Consider the following 22,231-nt stretch of genomic DNA (forward strand, 5'->3'; position numbering starts at 1 on the left):
TGTCACAGTATTGAGCGGCGACGAAGGCCGGCGATCAGTTCGCCGTGACCTTGGAGATCACGGCTTGATAGTCCCCGTTGGGTCCGGTCGGGAGGTCGGTCAGCCACACGATGAAATACGGTGCCGCGCCGGGATTGTCGACCTTCAGGGTGGTCGATTCGCGATTCACGGCCCCGCCGCCGACCTGTGTGGTCTGATCCAAGCTCGCCGGACTCCGGCTGGTGGACGTCCGCAGTTCCACGGTGAATCCGGGGGTGGTCGTCTCGATCGTCACCGACTTCACCGTCTGCGCGCCGCCGACGGTGAAGATCAGCCCGAGCCCGGACTTGAGACCGCCGAACTGGGCGCTCCCCCGGTAGGCGTCGGTCCGCCACGCCGGGCTCGCACCGCTGATCAGGTGCTCCAGGTTCGGAGACGATTCCGTCGGCTCCCCGGAGACGTCGAACAAGTTCACCGATCGCAGACTCACCGGCGTGGTCGCAGGGGGGTCCAACGACCCCGGTTCCGGTGCGTCGGCACTGGACGACTGTGTCGGCAGGATCGCGTTGATATCGGTGCTGACGTCGTCGGAGCCGCCGAAGACATTGGTCAGCGCCACCACGACCGCGATGATCAGGAACAGGATGAACAATCCGGCCCCGGCGAGCAACGCGGTGTTGCGCTTGCCTGCCTCGCCCTCGCCCATCAGACGTTCCTTGCGGGTCCGGGACAGCGGGGCCACCGACACCGGGGCCTGACGGGACTCGACGCGCGGCAGCATGTCGGTCTGCATGTCCACGACCGTCGCCTGGTCGAGCACGTGCTGCACCGTCGCGGCGGTGCGGATGCCGCGGTCGCCCTCGAGAGCGCGGGACGCCACCGCGGAGATCTCGAAGGGGATCTCGGGTTTCACCGCGCGCGGTGCGATCGGCCGCGTGGAGTCCTCGGGATCGGGCTGCGCGGGCGCGATGCCGCCGATCGCCGGGCCGGCCGTGGTCAACGTGGTACCGGTCGCGGCGTCGAGCGGCCAGCGGTTCAGCAACAGTGCGTAGAGCACGGCGCCGAGACCTCGGACGTCCCCGGCTCGATCGTCGCCCGGCATCACCGCGGGGAACGCGAGGACGGCGTCCCCCTCGCTGCTGACGCGAATCCGATCGGGATGGTCGATGGACAGTGTGGTGCCGGTGCGATGGGCCGCTTCGGCCCCGGCGGCGAGTGCGCGCACGGCGCGCGCGGCGCCCAGTGCGGACGGTGCGGTGGCAGCGACTTCCTTGAGCGACGACCCGTGAATCCATTCCGTGACGATCACGCCGCCCGATGCGCTGCGGACCACGTCGAGCACGCGGGCCACCCCGGCGGAGTGCAGTTGCCCGAGGCGACGCGTGCGGTCCAGGATCGCGAGCGGTCCCTCGGCGACGGTGCGGTCGCCCGGCCGGATCGGTGGGGCCTTCTGATCGGGATCGACGAAGGTGAGGCCGACTTCCCGGTCGAGGCCGGTGTCGCGGGCTCGCCAGAACTCCAGACCGCGGGTGCCGCCCTCCTTCTCCAGGAGCCGGTAACGACCGCCGGCGATCGCGGCACCGGGCACCAGGCGCGGTCCGCGCGGCGGGCCCATCACGCGGGTCGCGTGCTCGGACGGACCCGACGACGCGCCCGAGGGCCGACCCTGCGGTCGACCGGTGTCGCTGCCCTTCTGGCCCATCGGTGGTACTCCTCGCCTGGGCGCTGCTCCGGGCGGTCGAGGATAGGGACGTGGCCCTCCCACGACGGGAATCACCATCGTCTCGCCCACCGCCCCGCCGGACAGCACCGAATACTCCTGCCACGTCGCTGTACCCCGATCAAACCGGCGACGGACGTCTACTTGACCAGAGTACGGGACCGTGTCGTCTCCGGTGACCCGCGGGAACTGAACGGTCATAGTGCGCGAATCGCGGTCGTCGCGGTCGGGTTCCGGCGCGGGTGCCAACGACGGAATGACGCGACCGAGGAGGCGCAGCACCGTGGTGCTGATCGTGACCATCTCGGGGATCTTCAGGGCGGTCAACAGCAGATAGGTGACGCCGAGCGCGACGATGGCCGTGAAGCCGAGGTAGACGACGGACCCGATCTTGCCCGCCTGCGTCGACATGTTCGACAGGCCGCTCAGATCGGCGACCAGCCAGACGGCGAACGCGACCGCGACGGACACGCCGACCGTCGTGACGGTGGTGCGGGTGACGTCGGACAGGCGGGTGATGCCGAGTCGTTTGTGGAGCAGTGCCTGGCCGACGATCGCGCCGACCAGATAGCCGAGCCCGTTCGAGAGCGACAGCCAGCGGACGATCAGCTCGGGATCGGTGAACAGCACCGGGCCCAGGTACGACGACGCCACTTTGACCACGGTGATGCCGATGACCATCAGGGTGGGCGTCCAGGCGTCCTCGCGGGCATAGAAGACGCGCAGCTGCACCAGCGTCATGGCGTACGGAATGAGCGTGAACGCACCCCACGCGAGGACGGAGCCGAGCTGCGAGGCCACCTCGGCGTCGAACTTGCCGAAGTTGAAGATCGCGATGCCGATCGCCGGTCCGAAGAAGGTCATGAACGCCACGGTCGGCACCAGCGCGATCATGGTGAGACGGGTGGCCAGCGACATGTCGTCGACGACGGCGTCGGTGTCGTCAGCCGCCGCGTTGCGTGACAGCCGCGGCATGATGGCCGTCAGAATGGTGACGCCGAGGACGCCGTACGGCAGCTGCAGCAGCTGCCAATGCGTCGCGTACACCGAGATGCCCGCCGCCGAGGCGTGCGCCGCGATCCGATAGGTGATGACGAGACCGACCTGCAGCACCAGCACGTAGGCGACGATGGCGACGGCCATGCCGCCGAACTGGCGCAGCCGGTCGTCGATCCCCCACTGGAGTTTGAGTCGGACACCGACTCGGCGCAGGAAGGGAATCAGAATGCTCGCCTGCAGCACCACGCCCAAGGTGGTGCCGATGCCGAGAACCAGAAGTTTGGGGTCGCTCATCTTGACGGGATTGAGCGTCATCTCGCCCGGCATCGCCGCGTACAGGGCGAGGGTCGTGATCTGAACGATGTTGTTCAACACCGGTGCCCAGGCGCCGGGCTTGAACAGACCCTTCATGTTCAGAATCGCGATGAACAGTGCCGAGAGTCCGTAGAAGAGGATCTCCGGCAGCAGCAGATACGCCAACGCGGTGGTCAGCGGTCGGTTGACCTCGCCGTCGCCCACATTGAGCATGGTGAGCAGCGGTGCGGCGACCACCGCGATCAGTGTCGCGGCCCCCAACAGGACCACGGTGATCGTGAAGATGCGGTTGATGAAGCCCGCGCCGCCGTCGTCATCCTCATTCTCGGCCCTGACCAGGACCGGAATGACGATCGCCGTCAGCACCGCGCCGAGCACCACCTCCGCGATCATGCTGGGGAGCACGTACGCGGCCTGGAACGCGGACGCGATCGCGCCGCCCAGCATCGCCAACACCAGGACGGTGCGGATGAAGCCGGTGATCCTGCTGATCAGCGTCGCGATGGCGATGGAGCCGCCGGTCCGCATGATGCCCGCGTCGGAGTCGTCGCGCTTCACCGTCGTCGGCTCAGCGTGCGTGGTGTCACGATCGCTCATGAGGCTCCCCATCCTCGTCGGAAGTGGCGTTCGGGTCCGATCTGTCGTCCTCCTGTCGGCTCGGCTCCCGCTCGGTCGCCAGGTCGACGTGCTCCTCGTCCCCGAGTCGAGTGCTGGCGGCCAGCCGGGCCTGGTAGCTCAGTGTCGCCTGCTCACGATGCTCCTCGTCGGGTTCGGGGCGATCCTCGTCGGCGGGATCGGGCTTCCCCCTGAAACGGTGCCACAGTCGGCGCGCCGTCAGCAGGATGAGGATGATCGCCGCGCCGACCGTGATCCAGAACAGACCCTTGCCGTAGGCGTTCGCGTAGACCGACAGCTCGACCGGTGTGCTCAGGGGGACATCGCTCGACGTGACCAGGCTGATGTTGACCGTCGCGGGTTCCGAACTCGACGCATGCGTCGGTATCTGCAGCTGTCGGGTGCCTGAGGCCGGGATCTCGAACACGCCGAGGTCGCCGATGTCGAGGGTGTCGGGTGCGTCGATGTCGAGTCGGACGCGGATCGGCAGGGCCAGGGTGTTCCGGACGACGAGCAGTAGCGGGCTCCGTTCGGAGGCGAGCGTGTAACGGCCGCTCGGATCGAGCAGCGACACGCCCTCCTGCATGGTGCGGAGCGTTTTGCCGACCGCGGTGAGGCGCTGGTTCCGTTCGTCGCCCGCCACCGTGGAATCGGTGGTCGATGCGCTCGACACGGCGCGCAGGAGGTCGTCGCGCAGCGGCGCCAGGTATTCCGCCGGCGTGGTGACGGTGTCGGTACGACCGACCAGAGCCGCCTGCAACTGGTCGATGCGCCCCAGCCGCTGCCGGATGGTCTCCGCGTCGTGCTGGGTGATCGGATAGCCGTCGGCGACGTCGGGGGCGATGTCACCGGGAACGTCGAGCTGTGCGCGGGCGTCCGCGGCAGGCATCTCGTCGAGGACGGTCGCGAGCGGTACCGGGCGAGCAGTTCCGGACGACAGGAGCAGTCGTGCCGTCTCACGCAAGGCGCGGGCGTCGTCGACCGTCGGCGACCAGTACGTCGGCGGCATGATGAACGACGACCGCCCCGTCGTCGGCAGCCGGTGCGGGCGCCGTTCGCCGTCCGCCGTCGGTTCCGGTGCGGTGAGCATCGGGAACGCCAACGAGGCGGCGGCGGTCTGCCTGCGGCTCACCGCCGACTCGTCGCTGAGGTTCGGCTGCTGCCAGTTCGGCATGATCGTAGGCACCACCGGGGTGAGGCCCGCGCTGCCGAGCGCGGCGCTGATCGCGATGTCGTACGACTGCAGGGCGACGCCCGAATCGGTGTATCGCCCCGACTCGGTGCCCGCGGTGGGAGCGCCGTCGGCCGCCGACACCGGGATCAGCGAGGTGTTGGCGACGGCCGCGGCCCCGATGCCGTGCGCGGACAACAGGTTGCGGCCCTCGTCGGTGAGGGTTCCGGTGGCGGGGACGGCCAGGCCGCGGACACTCTTGACGCCGAGCACGGCGTCGACCGTGTCGGCGGGCTGCAGCAGGGCGCGGGCAGTGAGGTCGTCGTTGTTGATCGACCGCAGCGAGGCCAGTCCCGCCTGCGCGTACGGCAGTGCGGTGACGCACATGCGGGCGGCGACCTGTTTGAGACGCTTCATCCACGCTGCGGCCGCTGCGGCGCCCGAACCGTCGTGCGTCTGGGCATCGGGATCGCCGGGATCGTTGGTCACCAGGTAGCCGTCGGCCATCGCGCTCACGGTGGTCAGCAGATCCGGGTCGACGGCCAGGCAGATGGAGTCGCGAACCGGGTCGACGGTCTGGGGCTCGGGCGCCGCGTCCGTCCCGGTCGCGGTGTCGGGCTCGGCGTCGCCGTTCAGGCCGACCAGGTCTTCCAACCCACGCAGCGCCTGGCCCAGCCGACCGTCGGAGGAGAGCGAGTGACCCAGTGCGTCGCTGATGAGCCGCAGGTCGGCGGTGCCGCCGCCGAGGATGCCGGGCGCCTCTTGCGGGCTCGCGGCGAGCGGCCACAGCATCGTGAACGACGCCGGGCTGGCCGTATTGGGGGAGATGGATCCGTCGCGCCCCAGCAGCGGAACGGTGTCGTCTCCGGTCGCCGGATCCACATAGGCGCGAGCCCGAGCGCGGTCCGCCGGTAGTGAGAGCACCGGAATCATGGTGCGGGATTCGGCGATCGACAGGGTGCCGGCATTGGTCGGGCTGCCGGTCACCTCCACCGCCAGCGGATACACCCCCGCCTTGCTGAGTGCGAGACCGCCGGGGCCGTCGATCGGCACGTCGATCGAGAAGTCGGCGGACTTGCCCGTCCCGAGCGAGTCGGTGACCGATGCCGAGCGACTGACCACGCCGAACTCGGTCGTCGGCGAGGTCAGGGCGCTGCGCAGTTGGTACGACGCCGTGACCGGTCCGGCGCGCTTGAGGCGGACCTGCACACCGCTGATGGCTCGGCCCGCAGTGTTCACCACCTTTCCGCGCACGGTCACCGTCTCGCCGGTGGAACTGGTGACCGTGGTGGGCGTCACCTCGGTGAGCCCGAGGGTGGCGTACGACGTCGGGCCGGCGGGCTGGGCGTGCGCGATCGGCGCCGTGCCGGTCGTCAGGGCCACCAGGATCACCACAGCGGCGGCGACGACCAGGCGCAGCAGCACGATTCGCGACGCGGTGCGATCAGCTGTCACCGGCGGCGGTGCGACGCGGGCGCCGCCGGCGTCGACGGGGTTTCGGCGCTGGCGGCGGTTCGTTGCGTCGCTGATTGCGTGCGGCTGCGGCTTTCTCATAGTCGTTCGGCTCGGTGCGGAGGCAGGAGGCTTCGGACTGCGCCAACCGGTGAGGGTCGCTCTGCAGATCAGCGATCACCGACTCGGCCATCCGCGCCAGACGTCGCTCGTCAGAATACGTGAGGCGGCGGGGCAGTTCGCCGAGCGGCACCCAGGCGACGGCGCTGACCTCGTAGTCCGCGTCGGACAGCTCGCCGCCGGTGAATCGCAGCAGGTAATGGTGCACGGTCTTGTGGATCCGCTTGCCCTCGCTGACGAACCAGTAGTCGATCTTCCCGAGGGGCGCGACGATGGTCCCCTCGATGCCGGTCTCCTCCTCGACCTCCCGCATCGCGGTCTGCTCGGCGGTCTCACCGGTCTCGATGTGCCCCTTGGGCAGCGACCACATCATGCGCCCACGGCGATCGATCCGACCGATCAGTGCGGCCGACAGTTCGTTGAACGGTGCGTCGATGTCCGACAGCACCAGACCGCCGGCCGAGGTCTCCCGCACGGTGTGCAGACGCGGCGGGGTCTCCGTGTCCGGGCGGCGTGCCGCCCGGCGACGCGTTCGGGGCATCGAGGCGGGCGACGACGCCGACGTCGATGCGCTCGCGGCGCGACCCGCGAGATCGGACGGCTTGGTGGCCTGGGGAGTCTCCGTGGCCGTCGTCGCCTGCGGATTCTTGCCCTTGGCCTGCGAGTTGCGGTGGTGATTGTTCTTGTTCTGCGGCGTCTTGCCGTGCGGGGGCTTGGCCGGACCGGGCTTACCGGAGCGCGGCTTCTTCGCAGCTCCCGCGGAGACGGTGTCGGTGGTGTCGCCGGACGCCGTCGCCTCGCCCGCGGTGTTCTCCGAGCCCGCCTGCGGTCCGTTGCCGCGACCGGAACGCCGTCCGCGGCGCCGCCGCCCACGACGGTTTCGTCGTGATCGCGACGACTGCCCACTTCCCCCGGGCTGCTGGTGGGGATTATTCTTGGGAGTGGAACCGTTCTGGTCCGAGGCACCATCGGCCGCCGGACCGTCGGAATCGACGTCCGGGCGCTGCAGCGAAGGGTCAGCGGACACACCCCGATGCTAGCCGCTTGTAACCGTGCGTTAGCCGAACAGGTTGAGCGGGTCGGTAGTCGGTAGTCTCTTACCCCATGATGGAGACTGCGCCACGAGCGTCGATGAGCGACGAAGAGCGCTCAGCACGGCGTACCCGACTGCTGGCGTCGGCCGCGTCCACGCTGGCGTCCTTCACCGACGTCCTGACGCCGCTCGCTGCTCGTTTCGCCGACCGGGGGCACGAGTTGTACCTGGTAGGCGGCTCGGTGCGCGATGCCGTGCTGGGCAGGCTCGCGGGCGACCTCGACTTCACCACCGACGCCCGCCCGCCGGTGATCGCCGAGATCCTCGCCGAGTGGGGCGACGCCGTCTGGGACACCGGTATCGACTTCGGCACAGTGAGCGCCGCCAAGGGCGACGCGACCGTGGAGATCACCACCTTCCGCTCCGACATCTACGACCAACAGAGCCGGAACCCGGTCGTCACCTTCGGCGACACCCTGGAAGGCGACCTGATCCGTCGCGACTTCCGGATGAACGCGATGGCGGTGAAGCTGCTCGCCGACGGCGGGCAGGAGTTCTGCGATCCGCTCGACGGGATGACCGACGTGCTCATCGGCGTCGTCGACACGCCTGCCGCGCCGGAGTCGTCGTTCAACGACGACCCCCTGCGCATGCTGCGCGGCGTGCGGTTCGTCTCGCAGCTCGGCTTCCGGCTCGCGGACCGCGTCCTCGACGCCACGCGGGAGATGGCAGATCAGATCGAGCGGATCACCGCTGAACGGGTCCGCGTGGAGCTCGACAAGACGATCGGCGGCGAGCATCCGCTCGAAGCGATCGACCTGCTGGTCGAGACGGGTCTGGCGGATCGGGTGATTCCGGAGATTCCGGGGATGAAACTGACGATCGACGAGCACCACCAGCACAAGGACGTGTACCAGCACTCGCTGACCGTCCTGGCGCAGGCGATCGACCTGGAGACCGGCGATCCCGATCTGGTGCTGCGATGGGCGGCGCTCCTGCACGACATCGGGAAACCCGCCACCCGCAGGCACGAGGAGGGCGGCGGCGTCAGCTTCCACCACCACGAGGTGGTGGGCGCCAAGATGGTCCGCAAGCGGCTCCGGAAGTTGAAGTATCCGAACGCCGTGGTCGACGACGTCTCGCAGCTCGTGTTCCTGCACCTGCGGTTCCACGGTTACGGCGACGGCAAGTGGACCGACTCAGCGGTGCGTCGGTACGTGACCGATGCGGGTCCGCTCCTCGATCGGCTGCACAAGCTGGTTCGCGCCGACTGCACCACCCGGAACAAGCGACGTGCCCGGCGGTTGCAGGAGACCTACGACCACCTCGAGGAACGCATCGCGGTCATCAAGGAGGCCGAGGATCTGGATCGGGTGCGCCCCGACCTGGACGGCAACGCGATCATGGAACTGCTCGGCCTCTCCCCCGGACCGGTGGTCGGGCAGGCGTGGAAATACCTCAAGGAACTGCGTCTGGACGTGGGACCGATGAGCCGCGACGACGCCGAGGCGGCGTTGCTCGCATGGTGGGAGCAGCAGCGCGACGGCGACTGACCGATCCCCTGACACACCAGGGTAGGTTTGACCCATGTACTGCAGCGAACTCGGTGAACAGTGGCATGCAGCTCGCGTCGAACCCGAAATCGGGCATCTCGACTCCGCGTCGGCGGGACGGTCGTCGTCCGCGGTCATCTCCGAACTTCATCGGCACCTCGTTCGCGAAGCCGAGATCGGCTCGTATGTGGCCGCGGATGAGCGCGCCGATGATCTCCACGCGGGACGACGCGCCCTCGGCTCGCTGATCGGCCACCTCCCGGAGGAGATCTCGTTCCGCGACAGCGCCACCGCCGCCCTCCGCGGGCTCCTCAACGGGATGACGCTGCCGATGTCGCCGACCGTGTGGGTCGCGAAGAACGAGTTCGGTCCCAATCTCACCGAGTTCGAGAGGCGCGACTTCGCGGTCCGGACCATGCCGGACGCCGACGTGTACGGGCACGTGGACGTCGACTCCCTGGAGAACATGCTGCAGTTCGAGCAGCCGGACTTCATCCACGTCTGCCACCTCGGCTCGGCGAGCGGCCTGGTGCAGCCGGTGGCGAAGATCGTCGAGGTGGCGCACGCGGCGGGTGTCCCCGTGGTGGTCGACATGGCACAGTCCGTCGGACACGTGCCGACGGTCACCGGAGCCGACGTCGTCTACGGCACCTCACGCAAGTGGCTCACCGGTCCCCGCGGCGTCGGCTTCCTGGCCGTCCGCGCGGACTCCCGGGTGCCGGTGGAGGTGGAGTCGTCGGAGTCGTTCATCGCAGGCCAACTGGCGCTGTCGACGGCGGTCGCCGAATTCCTCGCGTTGGGTCAGCAGCACGGGTACCGCGAGCTCGCCGTCGTCGGACGGATGACGCGGGAGCGCCTGCACGGCATCGGCAGCTGGGAGGTCATGGAGCCGATCGACGAGCCGTCGGCACTGGTCACCCTGGCACCGCCGCCCGGATGGCGACCTGCCGATGTGCTGGCCGCGCGGGATCGGCTGCGTGAGATCGGCCTGCTCGTGACGGCCGCCGACTCGTGGCGCGCCCCGCTCGCGGGCGAGCAGTCGTTGCTGCGGGTCAGCCCACACCTGGACGTTCGTCGCGAACAGCTCGATCAACTCGCGAACGCCATCCGGACGATGGGCTACTGACCACACCGCCGACTGACCGCACCTCGAATCCCGCCGAGCACTGTGAACGACCTGACGACGCGCTTGACCGATCTGATCGACGCCGCCCCCGCCTGGGCGGTGTACGTGATCGCGTGCGGGGTGGTCTATCTGGAGACGGCCGTCGCGGTGATCGGCCTGGTGGCGCCCAGCGAGGCGATCCTCATCGCTGCCGGCGTGGTCGCCGCCATCGGCAAGCCGAGCATCGTCGTCCTGGTCCTGAGCGCAGCCGTCGCGGCGCTGGCCGGTGATGCGACGGGATACTGGGTGGGTCGTCTCACCGGGCCGCGGCTGGCGCGGACCGGACTGGGGCGTCGGCTCACGCACCGGGTTCACCGGTCCGGCTATCGTCCGCCGGAAGCGGGCGACGCCGTCATCGCGATCGCGTCCGCGCGCTGGGTCGGCTACCTCCGCAGCCTCACCCCGCTGCTCGCGGGCAGCCGGGCGATGCCGTTCCACCGGTACCTTCTCGCCACCGCGCTCGGCGGCACCACCTGGACGGCGACCATCCTGCTGGTCTCCTTCGGCGTCGGCGCGACGCTCGGAGCCCGCGTGGCGCTCATCGTCGGATTGGGCGTGGCCTTCCTGGCGTTCTGCTTCCTGCTCTATCGGCGGCTGCGCAGCAGACCGGCCGGTTGAGCGGCCGCGATACTAGTTCTCCTCGGGGCGCAGCGGGTACGTCGACAGCAGCGGGAGCGGCCACGGCTGGCGGGCCAAGACCCGCTGCCAGACGTCGACGGACGGCTCGGAGAGCAGATCGGTCGGCAGGCCCTGGGTGATGATCCAACTGCCTTCGGCGATCTCATCGTCGAGCTGACCGGCGTCCCACCCCGCGTATCCGGCGAAGATCCGGACGCCGGTCAGGACGTGGGCCAATTCCTCGGGGTCGGCATCCAGGTCGACCATGGCGACCGGTCCCAGCACCTGGTGCAGTTTGGGTTGCTCCGCCACGTTGACGCCGGTCTTGGCCACGCCGAGGCACAGGGCCGACGAGGTGGAGACGGGACCGCCGACGAAGACGGCGCGCGGCTGGGCAGCGAGTTCGGCCCATGCGGGCAGCACATTGAAGACGGCCGCGTCGGACATACGGTTCAGCACCACACCGAGAGTTCCCTGCTCGTCGTGCTCGATCACGTAAATCACCGTGCGCGCGAACGTGGGCCCGGTGAGGGCGGTGGAGGCGATCAACAGGCTCCCCGCGCTCACATCGGGCTGATTCGTCAGATAGTCGGCACCGGACACCCTTCAATCATGACACCCGTCGAGTCGCCGTGGCGGCACCCGGCCCCGAGTTGAGCCGTAAACTCGAGGCGGTGGACAGATTGCGGTCGGTGATACGTGCTCCGGGACTGATCCGCCTGCTCGCCGTCCGCCTTCTGTGCCAGGTGAGCGACGGCGCTTTCCAAGCCGCGTTGGCGTTCTCGATCCTGTTCAACCCGGATCGGCACACCGATCCCCTGGCCATCGCGGGCGGCTTCGCGGTGCTCCTGCTGCCCTACTCGCTGCTCGGTCCGTTCGCCGGCGCCCTGCTGGACCACTGGGATCGACGGCGCGTCCTGCTCTGGGTCAACCTGCTGCGCGCGGCCGCCATCATTCTGGTCGCGATCGCGATGACCACCAGTACGCCCGACACCGTCGTCTTGCTGTCGGCGCTGCTGGTCACCGGGTGCAGCCGGCTGGTGGCGTCGGGTCTGTCGGCGAGTCTGCCGCACGTGACGCCGCCGTCGTTGATCGTCGAGATCAACGCCGTCTTCACCACGGTCGGCGCGGGGATGCTGGCCGCCGGTGCGGGAGTGTCTGCGCTCCTGCGGTTCATCTTCGGGGCCGACAACGGCGGTTCCGGGGCCACGCTGCTGGCCGGCGCTGTCTTCGCGGTGCTCGGCGCCCTGCTCGCCGGGCGGTTCCAGCGACGACAACTGGGGCCGGACCGGCCGGATGGCGCCGGGCACACCGCGGTGTACTCGCTGGCGCGGGGGCTCGAGCACGGTCTGCGTGCCGTGCTGCGGACGCCCAGTGTGGCGATCGTCCTGAGCGCGATCGGCGTCCACCGCGTCGTGTTCGGGCTCAACACCCTGATGTTCCTGATGCTGGTTCGCAACACCGAACTCGGCGACGCCCTGGGCGCCGACGTCCGGGCGCTGTCGATCATCGGCGGCTGCGTGGCCGGAGGTGCGTTGATCGCCGCGGGCACCACGCCGGTGTCGATCAGAGTGGTCGGGCGGCGCGGCACCATCATCAGCGCACTGATTGTGGGCGGCTTCGCCGAACTCCTCCTGCTGACCGTCCGGCCCGTGCCCGTCCTGGTGGCGGCCGCGGTGATCGGCTTGGCCGGTCAGACGGTGAAACTGTGCGGCGACGTCGCGATGCAGTGCGACGTCGCCGACTCGTACCGCGGGCAGGTCTTCGCGGTCCAGGACGCCCTGTTCAACACGGCGTTCGTGGCGGCGATCTTCGTGGCGGCGGTTCTCGTTCCGCAGGGCGGGTTCAGCGCGGGTCTGGTGATCACCGGGTCGGCCCTGTACTTCGCGATCACGGTGTGGGTGATCCGCCGTGGTCAGCGCGCCGAGGGACCGCCGCCCGCACCTCTCGTCGAGGAACCGGTGTCGGCTGAGACGCCCACCGGCCGGTGAGTGTCGGCGAATCCGTCGCCGTCCAGATCCATCAGCACCACGTCCGGAACACCGTCGCCATCGGTGTCGAGTGCGTCCTGCCGCGGGACGGCCTCGCCGCTCGGTGCGTCGAGTTCCCACAGTCCGCGGCCCCCGTCGGCGAATCGGGTCTCCGGCGTGCCGTCGTCGTCCAAGTCCAGGACCACTCGGTCGGCCACGCCGTCGCCGTCGGAATCCCACATCGCGTCGTCGATCAGTCCGTCACCGTCGAAGTCGAGCGCCACGGCGTCGAGGGTCCCGTCGCCGGTCAGATCCAGGTCGGCCTGCGATGTCCAGTGGGTCAGCGCGCCGTCGCCGGTGCCGAAGAAGTACTCGATCGCGGTGTCCATACCGATTGGACGCGACAGCGGTCGGTTCGGTTCCCCGACACGCCGATCAGTCGTCCGTTGCGGCGGTCGCCTGCTTCTCGTAACGGCTGGCGAGCATGGAGCAGAGCACCAGCTGCACCTGATGGAAGATCATCAGCGGCAGCACGATGAACCCCACCGTTCCGCTCGCGAACATGACCGTCGCGAGCGGCAGTCCCGTCGCGAGCGACTTCTTGGTGCCGCAGAACTGGATCGCGACCACGTCCTCGCGACGCCAGCCCAGCCGCGTCGGCACCCAACTGGTCAGGGCCAGCATGGCGACCACGAACACGATCGAGACCACCGTCACGATCACCACGTCCCAGGCGCTGACGATGGACCACATGCCCGACACCACGCCGCCGCTGAAGGCCACATAAACCACCACGATGATCGAGCTGCGATCGACGTACTTGGTCGGGGCCGCGTACTTCGCCATGAAGCCCGCGATCAACGGACGGCACAGTTGGCCGATGATGAACGGCACCAGGATCTCGAGGACGATCTTCGTCACCGACGACCCGGTGATGTGGACGCCCGCGTCGGACCCCATCATCAGGACCACCAGCAACGGCGTCAGGACGACGCCGATCAGGTTTGACGCGGATGCGCTGACGATCGCGCCCGCCACGTTGCCGCGGGCGATGGAGGTGAAGGCGATCGACGACTGCACCGTCGACGGCACCAGCGTCAGGTAGAGGAAGCCCTGCGCCAGCTGGTCGCCGATGAGCGGCGCGAGGGCGGGGCGCAGCAGCAGGCCGACGATCGGGAACAGGATGAACGTGAAGCTCAGGATCGTCAGGTGCAGCCGCCAGTGCGTCAGACCGTCCAGCGCTTCGCGCGGGTGCAGCCGCGCGCCGTACAGGAAGAACAGGAGCGCGATGAGGCCGGTGACGACCCAGTCCATGGTGTCGGCGAACGATCCGCGGGCCGGAAGGATCGCCGCGACGACGACGGCGAGGAAGATCGACAGCACAAAGCCGTCGATCGGGGAACGATCGAGAAGTCTGCGCATGACCCGCTAGACGGTGTGGCGCGCCGGGTTGTCCTCCGACAGGCACATGCCGCTCAGGGCACACGTGCCGCAACTCGACTCACCGCAGTCGTCGGCGGGATCGACGGCGGTGTCGGTCTCGGCGCTGCACGACGACGCGGAGCTGTCGGCGCAGCCGGACCCGGTGTCGCTCGAGCAGCATCCGCCCGTGTGCGGGGCCGGGACGGCGCGGGCCGCCTGCAGAGCCATGCCGCCTGCCGCTGAGATGACGAGCAGCGCGACGATGATGCCGAACAGGGCGAACAGGAATCCCCAGGCGCCGACGAACAGCCCGATGACGCCGGTCGCCGCGAGAATCGCGCCGGCGCCGAGGTAACCGGGAGCGGCGACCTTGTTGGCGACGGTGAAGGCCTCGTCGGAGCGGAGCGTCTCCGGGGAGCGGACGCCCGCCCACCGATTGCGACGCAGTGCGCCGGTCAGACCGGCGACGCCGATTCCCAGCGACCCGGCTGCGAGTACCAGTGCGAGAACCGCGATGACGGTAGACACGATAGACACGCCTGCGAGTCTACGACGGTCGTCGCCGTCGGCCTAAAAAGCACCAGTTCTCGTTCCCGCACTCGGTCGCGACCAGGTGCGGGAACCGCAAGTGGTGCGACTCGATGCGAAATGGTGCGCGGTCGGTGGTGGTCACCGTGTTCGCGATCATCGCGATCGTCACGTCGCTCTCCTCCGTTCGCTTCTATCTGAGCGATCGCGCGGAGTACCGCGACTGCTTGACGGCGCTGGATCGCGCCCGGCGACGCGGGCGGCATGCAGCCTGATTTCCCCGCAGGTGAGATGAGGATTTACGCTGGTCGAGTGACTTCTGCTGATTCGACGAATCGTTCGGCCGATACCGACGGCCACCGGTACACAGCCCAGACTGCGGGCGAGATCGAAGGGCGCTGGCAGGAGTTCTGGACCCAGAACCAGACCTTCGCGGCGCCGAACCCCGTCGGGCCACTCGCCGGCGACTTCTCCGCCTACGCGGGCGGCGACAGCCCCGAGGCCGACGACAAGTTGTTCGTCCAGGACATGTTCCCGTACCCGTCGGGCGCGGGTCTGCACGTGGGGCACCCGCTCGGCTTCATCGCCAGCGACGTCTTCGCCCGCTACCAGCGGATGGTCGGCAAGAACGTCCTGCACACCATGGGCTTCGACTCCTTCGGCCTGCCCGCCGAGCAGTACGCCGTCCAGACGGGCACGCATCCGCGCACCACCACCGAAGCGAACATCGAGCGATACCTGCAGCAGATCCGTCGCCTGGGCCTCGGCCACGACGAGCGGCGCCGCGTCGCCACCACCGACCTCGAGTTCTACCGGTGGACGCAGTGGATCTTCCTGCAGATCTACAACGCCTGGTTCGATCCGGAACTGGGCAGAGCCCGCCGCATCGATGAGCTCATCGAGGAGTTCGAGAACGGCCGCGAACTGGAAGACGGTCGCGACTGGGTGGCGCTGAGCGCCGTCGAACGGCGTGAGGTCCTCGACGATTTCCGTCTGGTCTACCTCAGCAACTCGCTGGTGAACTGGTGCCCGGGACTCGGCACGGTGCTCGCCAACGAGGAGGTCACGGCCGACGGCCGGTCCGAGCGCGGCAACTTCCCGGTCTTCCGCAAGAACCTGCGTCAGTGGATGATGCGGATCACCGCGTACTCCGACCGCCTGCTCGACGACCTGGATCTGCTGGACTGGCCGGAGAAGGTCAAGACCATGCAGCGCAACTGGATCGGGCGCTCGCGCGGCGCGCAGGTCCAGTTCCCCGTGCCCGGCGTGCAGGCGGCCGACGGCAGCGACGCGCTCATCGAGGTCTTCACCACCCGCCCCGACACGCTGTTCGGCGCCACCTACATGGTCCTCGCGCCCGAGCACGAGCTGGTGGACGCGCTGGTGGCCGCCGAGTGGCCCGAGGGCACCGATCCGCGGTGGACCGGACCCGCCGGGAGCGAAGTGAGCGCAAATGGTTACCGTGCCTCGACCCCGAGCGAGGCCGTCGCCGCGTACCGCGCGTCGATCGCCGCGAAGAGCGACGTCGAGCGTCAGGAGAACAAGGAGAAGACCGGCGTCTTCACCGGGTCGTTCGCGACCAATCCGGTCGACGGCAGGCCCGTTCCGGTCTTCATCGCCGATTACGTCCTGATCGGCTACGGCACCGGCGCCATCATGGCCGTGCCCGGACACGACGCCCGCGACCACGAGTTCGCGACCGCGTTCGGACTGCCGTTGATCGAGGTCATCGGGTCCGACGCGGGCGTCGTCGACGCCGCGTACACCGGTGACGGTCCCCTGGTGAACTCTGATTTCTTGAACGGATTGTCCGTCGACGAGGCCAAGGCCGCGATGATCGAGCGGCTCGAGGCGGACGGAACCGGCGTCGGCACCGTCCAGTACAAACTGCGCGACTGGTTGTTCGCGCGGCAGCGGTACTGGGGTGAACCGTTCCCGATCGTGTACGACGCCGACGGTGCGCCGCACGCGCTGCCCGAGTCGATGCTCCCGATCGAGCTGCCCGAGGTGGCCGACTACCAGCCCGTCTCGTTCGATCCCGACGACGCCGACAGCGAGCCGTCTCCCCCGCTGGCCAAGGCCACCGACTGGGTGACGGTGGAGCTCGATCTCGGCGACGGCCGCGGCAAGCGGACCTACACGCGCGACACCAATGTGATGCCCCAGTGGGCGGGCAGCTCCTGGTACCAGCTGCGGTACATCGACCCGACCAACGACGAGACCTTGTGCGCCAAGGAGAACGAGGCGTACTGGATGGGTCCGCGGCCGTCGATCCACGGCGAGAGCGATCCCGGCGGGCTGGACCTGTACATCGGCGGCGTGGAGCACGCGGTGCTGCACCTGCTGTACTCGCGTTTCTGGCACAAGGTGCTCTTCGACCTGGGCTTCGTCACCAGTCGCGAACCCTACCGCCGACTCTTCAACCAGGGCATGATCCAGGCGTACGCGTACACCGATGCGCGCGGCGTGTACGTGCCTGCAGCGGACGTCGTCGAGCGCGACGGCAAGTACTTCTACAACGACCAGGAGGTCACGCAGGAGTACGGGAAGATGGGCAAGTCGCTCAAGAACTCCGTCGCCCCCGACGAGATCGCCCGCGACTACGGTGCCGACACTCTCCGCGTGTACGAGATGTCGATGGGTCCGCTGGACCAGTCACGGCCCTGGGCCACCAAGGACGTCGTGGGCGCGCAACGCTTCCTGCAGCGCGTGTGGCGTCTGGTGGTCGACGAGGATTCCGGCGCCGTCCACGTCGTCGACGACGCTCCGTCCGACGACGCGAACAAGGCGCTGCACAAGGCGATCGCCGGTGTGCGCGACGACTTCGCGAATCTGCGGACCAACACCGCGGGCGCCAAGTTGATCGAGCTGACGAACTTCCTGACGAAGAACTACCCGAAGGGTGCGCCGCGCGAGACCGTCGAAGGCCTTGTCTTGATGCTCGCTCCCCTGGCCCCGCACCTCGCGGAGGAACTGTGGAGCCGCCTCGGGCACGACGGCTCGCTGGCCCACGGTCCGTTCCCCGAGGTCGACGAGAAGTGGCTGGTCGAGGACACGATCGAACTGCCGGTCGCGATCAAGGGCAAACCGCGCAGCCGCATCCACGTGCCCGCGGATGCCGACGAGGCCGCGGTCGTCGCCGCGGCACTGGCCGACGAGAAGATCGCCGCCTTCCTCGACGGCGAGCCCCGCAAGATCATCTTCGTCCCCGGCAAGATGGTGAACATCGTCCCGTAGCGGCGGTTCCCCGCGGGTACGACGGAACGACGCTCGTGAGTGCTCCTGCGCGGCCGTAATCTCACAGACTTTCGGCCACATGCGGAATCGTTGTTAGATTAGAGGCGTCCTAATCTAACAATCCGCAGGTCGAGAGGTTGTCGCGCCAGTTAGCGCCGCGCCCATCCGGCACCGCAGGCGATGGCGATCGCCAAGCCGACAGCGATCCACACGACGCTGTCGGTCGCGACGAACAGGGCGACGCCGATCGCGACACCGACGCCGATCGCCACTCCCATCCGCTCGTTCTTCTTCCGCGACCCTTCTGTGCTGTCGGTCATAGGGACGACCCTAACCGTCAAGCGCCACGTTCGGGCGGCGCGGTCGGGTTCTCGACGCCCTACACCGAGATCCGCTTCTGCTCCCCCACGCCGAACATGCCGTCGACGGTCAACGACGCCTTCTCTGCCTCGATGGTCCCCTCATACCAGCCATAGGGCGCGTAGTACTCGGCGAGCGCCTTCCGTGGGCCGACGTGCTGCGTCGACTGGACCGTCGGCGTGAAGGTCACGTCGACGGCGCCGGACCGATCGCGGATGAACCATGTGCCCCAGGGGCCGTCGGGCCGTTCGACGGACACGGCGGGCAGTCGGTGCACCTGATCGCCGATCCAGATCGCGTTCTCGTTGAACACACCCGGATTGCGGATCTGATTGGCGGTCAGGTTGAAGCCCTCGACGACACCGGCGGCAGTGCGGCGGATGCCGGTGACCCAGCCGTACTTCATCGGTCGCGGATAATCGCCGTGGTGGTCGTCGAGGATGAGGAAACCCCGGCCGTCGGCCAATCCCAGGTGCTCGTCGTCGATCGTGATCGACCCGGTCGCAGGCATCATGGCCTTGTGCGAGTAGAGCGCGCTGGTGTCGTTGAACGGATGCACGATCACCAGATGTCCGGCACGATCGACGGCCCCGGTCACGTGCAGGTCCATCTCCGGTCGCAGCGCCGTGGCGCGGCGAGTGGCGTCGACGGTCAGCGACCCGGCGGAGAACTCGTTGCTGATCGCGATCTTCAGGCCGGCGAACTCACCGGACGAGACGGTCCCGTCGAGGCCGCGGGCCACGTCGAGCAGATTCGACGGCAGTTTGGTCTCGAACCTGCTGATGGTCGCCGCCTGCTTGTCGACGATCAGAACCTGCAGCAGCCCAAGGGATTTCGCGTTGTAGACGGCGCCGAGGGCGAAGTGGTCGTCGTCGCCGAGTTGAAACGCCTCCCACTCCTTCAGGCCGACGTCGCGAATCCGCCGCCGTGCGGACGCGAACAGTCCCGTTCCGGCGGCGTCGAGCGGATTGATCGTCGGGATGGCCCCCGTGTAGGTGCCGAAGTTGTAGTGCCCGGATCCGGACACCAGGGACTGCGGCGGGGCGACGGCGGCGGGAGGAAAGACCACGGTGTTCATCGATCTCGAGCCTAGTGTCCTGCACTCTGGCCGTTGCGAGAAGCCGGTGGTCGTGGGGCTTGGCAAGTAACTTACTCAGTAGTAAGGTCGTGGCATGGCTATCAACCTTGAGCTCCCGGAGAAGTTGAACTCCACGGTCGAGCGCGCCCGCATGGCTGCCGAGCACATCTTCCGGCCCATCTCGCGTAAGTACGACAAAGCCGAGCACGAGTACCCGACGGAACTCGACGATCTCGGCAAGATCGCCAAGCAGGCCCGCGGTGGCGACAAGGACGCCGACAAGGCGGCCGACGCCGCCGCGGGGACGGTCAACGGCGCCAACCTCCGGTCAGTGCTCAACGCCCGCGAACTCGGTTGGGGCGACGTCGGTCTGATGCTGTCGATCCCCTACCAGGGACTGGGCAACGCGGCGATCGCCGCCGTCGCGAACGACGAGCAACTGGAGCGTTTCGCTGACGTCTGGGCAGCCATGGCGATCACGGAGCCCGGCTTCGGCAGCGACTCCGCCGCCGTCTCGACCACCGCGGTGCTCGACGGCGACGACTACGTCATCAACGGCGAGAAGATCTTCGTGACCGCCGGTTCGCGCGCCGACCACGTCGTCGTGTGGGCCACCCTCGACAAGAGCGTGGGACGCGCCGCCATCAAGAGCTTCGTGGTGCCGCTGAACAGTACGGGAGTCACTGTCGCCCGCCTCGAGGAGAAACTGGGGCTCAAATCGTCCGATACCGCCGTCATCGTGTTCGACGACGTGCGCGTGCCCGCCGAGAACCTGCTCGGCTCGCCCGAGATCGAGGTGCGCAAGGGCTTCGGGGGCGTGATGCAGACCTTCGACAACACCCGACCGGTCGTCGCCGCGATGGCTGTCGGTCTCGGTCGTGCCGCCCTCGAAGAACTCCGCCGGATGCTCGAAGAAGCTGGTCACGAGATCGACTACGACCGCCCCGCCGCCGCGCAGCACGCCACCGTCGCGGAGTTCATCAGGCTCGAGTCGGACTGGGAGGCGTCCTGGATGCTGGCGCTGCGCGCAGCGTGGATGGCCGACAACAAGACGCCGAACTCCAGCGAGGCGTCGATGAGCAAGGCCAAAGCCGGCCGCATGGTCACCGAACTGACCAACAAGGCCGTCGAAGTCGGTGCGACGGCGGCGTTCTCGGAGACCGAACTCCTGGAGAAGTGGGCACGCGATTCCAAGATCCTCGACATCTTCGAAGGCACCCAGCAGATCCAGCAATTGATCATTGCCCGGAAGGTCCTGGGCAAGAGCAGTGCCGACCTCAAGTAGGTACTGAGGAAGCACAGCGTTGAGGCCGACATCGAGGGGTGTCGGCCTCCTCGCGTGCTCACTCGACCAGTGCGACGTCGCGCGGCATGTACATGATCACCGCGACGCCGACCAGGCAGATCAGCGCGCCGATAACATCCCAGCGGTCGGGGCGGAAACCGTCGACCGCCATGCCCCAGAGCAGTGATCCGGCGACGAAGACACCGCCGTACGCTGCGAGGATGCGACCGAACTCGGCATCGGGCTGCAGGGTTGCGACGAAGCCGTAGAGACCGAGGGCGACGACGCCTGCGCCGATGAACAGCCATCCGCGATGTTCTCGGATTCCCTGCCAGACCAGCCAGGCGCCACCGATCTCGGCGACGGCGGCCAGGACGAACAGCAGGATGGAGCGCGTGACGGTCATGGCGTCGATGATGCCAGGCCGCTCGGTCCGCGCAGCCCCTCGCGTCGCCCCGCTGCCGCTGCTACTCTCCCAACTAGAACGTGTTCCAATTCAGGGAGATGACATGACTGCTGAGCAGCAGGAGACCGGCTTGTCGGAGAAGATCGCAGCGGCGGTGCAGGCGTACATCGACGGGCTCAACTCGGGGAGCGCCGAGGACATCGCCGATCTGTACGCCGACGGCGCGACCGTCGAAGATCCGATCGGCGCACCGGTCCGCAGTACTCGCGACGAGCTCGTCGAGTTCTACGGCATCATCACCGGACTCGAGACCCGCGACGCGACACTGAAGTGGACCAAAATCGCGGGCGACACGGCGGTCTTCGAGTTCACCCTGGTCAGCGGCACCGCAGACATGAAGTTCGAGATCACTCCGGTCGACATCATGGTCTTCGACGACGCGGGCAAGATCGTCAGCATGCGCGCGGTCTGGGAACCGACCGACTTGAAGCAACTCTAGGAGGCACGCCCTCGGGTTGCTACGTATTCCGCGACGCGCGCGGACGCAGCACGATCTCCGTCGGGTGCGCGTCCGCGGGCGCGGCGATCGCTGATGCGACGGCGGCGGCGACGGACTCGGGCCTCAGGTACTTCGACGGGTCGTACTCGCCGCCCTCGCAGGCGACGATGTCGCGCTGCATGTCGGTGTCGATCCGGCCGGGAAAAACGGAGGTGACCCGGAGCGTCGGCTCTTCGTTGCGAATCCCGTCGGCGAGTGCGCGGAGGGCGAACTTGCTTGCGGCGTACGGGGTCCACCTTGCTCGGACGTTCATTCCGGCGCCCGAGTTCAGGAAGACGACATGGCCGTTGCGCTCCCGCAGAGCGGGCAGGAGGAGCCGGGTCAGTTCGGCCGCGGCGATCACGTTGACGTCCATGACGTACCGCCACTCTTCGACGGCGGTGTCGGCGACCGCCTCAAGACTCGACGCGACGCCTGCGCTGTGCACGAGGACGTCGAGCGAATCGATGGTCTCGACGGCGGTCTCGAGCGCTTCGTAGTCGGTGAGGTCGACCGGGAGGGTGACGGCGCCGTCGAACTCCATGGCCAGGGCGTCGAGTTCTGCCGAACCCCGTCCGCCCAACAGCAGATCGTGGGTCGGTGCGAGAGCGCGAGCGATCTGCGCACCGACGCCACGACTGGCTCCGGTGATCAAAGCGGTAGGCAT

Annotated in this window: 19 protein-coding genes; 8 read left to right on the plus strand and 11 right to left on the minus strand. The window is 68.2% G+C overall.

All coding sequences use genetic code 11. The features are described from left to right. Positions 1–34 precede the first annotated feature (34 nt). Genes GH2_RS15680 through GH2_RS15690 form a run of 3 tightly spaced genes read right to left on the minus strand, consistent with a single transcriptional unit; the run spans position 35 to position 7,398 of the window. A complete protein-coding gene (locus tag GH2_RS15680; RefSeq protein ID WP_066169931.1) occupies positions 35–3,610 on the minus strand; it encodes a murein biosynthesis integral membrane protein MurJ in 3,576 nt (1,191 codons plus the stop codon). Next, on the minus strand, positions 3,597–6,353 hold the full coding sequence (locus GH2_RS15685; RefSeq protein WP_239589035.1) for a DUF6049 family protein: 2,757 nt from the start codon (positions 6,351–6,353) through the stop codon (positions 3,597–3,599). Before GH2_RS15685 ends, GH2_RS15680 begins: the two co-directional genes overlap by 14 nt. Beyond that, positions 6,244–7,398, minus strand: coding sequence for an NUDIX hydrolase (locus GH2_RS15690; protein ID WP_066169934.1), 1,155 nt, complete (start codon positions 7,396–7,398; stop codon positions 6,244–6,246). The genes GH2_RS15685 and GH2_RS15690 overlap by 110 nt, the downstream gene beginning before the upstream one ends. Before the next feature lie 104 nt (positions 7,399–7,502). Here GH2_RS15690 and GH2_RS15695 point away from each other — a divergent pair, with 104 nt between their 5' ends. From GH2_RS15695 to GH2_RS15705, 3 genes are read left to right on the plus strand one after another with little or no spacing between them, the layout of a single operon-like run. After that, positions 7,503–8,957: a CCA tRNA nucleotidyltransferase gene (locus GH2_RS15695; RefSeq protein ID WP_066170195.1), complete on the plus strand. Its 1,455-nt coding sequence runs from the start codon at positions 7,503–7,505 to the stop codon at positions 8,955–8,957. 34 nt (positions 8,958–8,991) lie between these two features. Further along, positions 8,992–10,083 (plus strand): aminotransferase class V-fold PLP-dependent enzyme, encoded by a 1,092-nt coding sequence (locus tag GH2_RS15700; RefSeq protein WP_066169936.1) that lies wholly within the window; start codon positions 8,992–8,994, stop codon positions 10,081–10,083. A 42-nt stretch (positions 10,084–10,125) separates the two neighbouring features. After that, positions 10,126–10,740 (plus strand): DedA family protein, encoded by a 615-nt coding sequence (locus tag GH2_RS15705; RefSeq protein ID WP_066169941.1) that lies wholly within the window; start codon positions 10,126–10,128, stop codon positions 10,738–10,740. Between the two features lie 12 nt (positions 10,741–10,752). Here GH2_RS15705 and GH2_RS15710 read toward each other — a convergent pair whose 3' ends face one another. After that, on the minus strand, positions 10,753–11,343 hold the full coding sequence (locus GH2_RS15710; RefSeq protein WP_066169943.1) for a YqgE/AlgH family protein: 591 nt from the start codon (positions 11,341–11,343) through the stop codon (positions 10,753–10,755). A gap of 71 nt (positions 11,344–11,414) precedes the next feature. On the opposite strand from GH2_RS15710, the gene GH2_RS15715 reads away from it, so the two are divergent. Further along, on the plus strand, positions 11,415–12,731 hold the full coding sequence (locus tag GH2_RS15715) for an MFS transporter (protein WP_157086113.1): 1,317 nt from the start codon (positions 11,415–11,417) through the stop codon (positions 12,729–12,731). On the opposite strand, the gene GH2_RS15720 is transcribed toward GH2_RS15715, so the two are convergent. The 3 genes from GH2_RS15720 to GH2_RS15730 are packed head-to-tail and all read right to left on the minus strand — an operon-like array spanning position 12,656 to position 14,669. Then, positions 12,656–13,099: a hypothetical protein gene (locus GH2_RS15720; RefSeq protein ID WP_066169946.1), complete on the minus strand. Its 444-nt coding sequence runs from the start codon at positions 13,097–13,099 to the stop codon at positions 12,656–12,658. The two genes, GH2_RS15715 and GH2_RS15720, sit on opposite strands and share 76 nt — an antisense overlap. A 46-nt stretch (positions 13,100–13,145) precedes the next feature. Beyond that, positions 13,146–14,132, minus strand: a complete 987-nt coding sequence (locus GH2_RS15725; RefSeq protein ID WP_066169949.1) for a bile acid:sodium symporter family protein — start codon at positions 14,130–14,132, stop codon at positions 13,146–13,148. Positions 14,133–14,138: 6 nt separating this feature from the next. Beyond that, the gene (locus GH2_RS15730) at positions 14,139–14,669 is read right to left on the minus strand and encodes an SdpI family protein (RefSeq protein WP_066169952.1); all 531 of its coding nucleotides are present in this window, start codon (positions 14,667–14,669) and stop codon (positions 14,139–14,141) included. 104 nt (positions 14,670–14,773) lie between these two features. On the opposite strand from GH2_RS15730, the gene GH2_RS21660 reads away from it, so the two are divergent. Then, positions 14,774–14,935 (plus strand): hypothetical protein, encoded by a 162-nt coding sequence (locus tag GH2_RS21660; RefSeq protein ID WP_157086114.1) that lies wholly within the window; start codon positions 14,774–14,776, stop codon positions 14,933–14,935. A 37-nt stretch (positions 14,936–14,972) separates the two neighbouring features. Beyond that, positions 14,973–17,897 carry a leucine--tRNA ligase gene (locus GH2_RS15735; protein ID WP_066169954.1) on the plus strand — a complete coding sequence of 975 codons (2,925 nt, stop codon included), beginning with the start codon at positions 14,973–14,975 and terminating at the stop codon, positions 17,895–17,897. Between the two features lie 149 nt (positions 17,898–18,046). Here GH2_RS15735 and GH2_RS21790 read toward each other — a convergent pair whose 3' ends face one another. Both GH2_RS21790 and GH2_RS15740 read right to left on the minus strand, forming a co-directional pair. Next, on the minus strand, positions 18,047–18,217 hold the full coding sequence (locus GH2_RS21790) for a glycine zipper domain-containing protein (RefSeq protein ID WP_169802468.1): 171 nt from the start codon (positions 18,215–18,217) through the stop codon (positions 18,047–18,049). A gap of 59 nt (positions 18,218–18,276) precedes the next feature. Beyond that, positions 18,277–19,335, minus strand: coding sequence for a DUF2804 family protein (locus GH2_RS15740; protein WP_066169957.1), 1,059 nt, complete (start codon positions 19,333–19,335; stop codon positions 18,277–18,279). 94 nt (positions 19,336–19,429) lie between these two features. Here GH2_RS15740 and GH2_RS15745 point away from each other — a divergent pair, with 94 nt between their 5' ends. Beyond that, entirely contained in the window at positions 19,430–20,620 is a 1,191-nt protein-coding gene (locus GH2_RS15745; protein ID WP_066169960.1) for an acyl-CoA dehydrogenase family protein, read from the plus strand. 58 nt (positions 20,621–20,678) lie between these two features. On the opposite strand, the gene GH2_RS15750 is transcribed toward GH2_RS15745, so the two are convergent. Beyond that, positions 20,679–21,026 (minus strand): YnfA family protein, encoded by a 348-nt coding sequence (locus GH2_RS15750; RefSeq protein ID WP_066169963.1) that lies wholly within the window; start codon positions 21,024–21,026, stop codon positions 20,679–20,681. 103 nt (positions 21,027–21,129) lie between these two features. On the opposite strand from GH2_RS15750, the gene GH2_RS15755 reads away from it, so the two are divergent. Then, positions 21,130–21,525, plus strand: coding sequence for a nuclear transport factor 2 family protein (locus tag GH2_RS15755; RefSeq protein ID WP_066169966.1), 396 nt, complete (start codon positions 21,130–21,132; stop codon positions 21,523–21,525). 19 nt (positions 21,526–21,544) lie between these two features. Here GH2_RS15755 and GH2_RS15760 read toward each other — a convergent pair whose 3' ends face one another. Further along, positions 21,545–22,231, minus strand: coding sequence for an SDR family oxidoreductase (locus tag GH2_RS15760; protein ID WP_066169970.1), 687 nt, complete (start codon positions 22,229–22,231; stop codon positions 21,545–21,547).

Source organism: Gordonia hydrophobica NBRC 16057 (assembly GCF_001592365.1).
Taxonomy (GTDB): domain Bacteria; phylum Actinomycetota; class Actinomycetes; order Mycobacteriales; family Mycobacteriaceae; genus Gordonia; species Gordonia hydrophobica.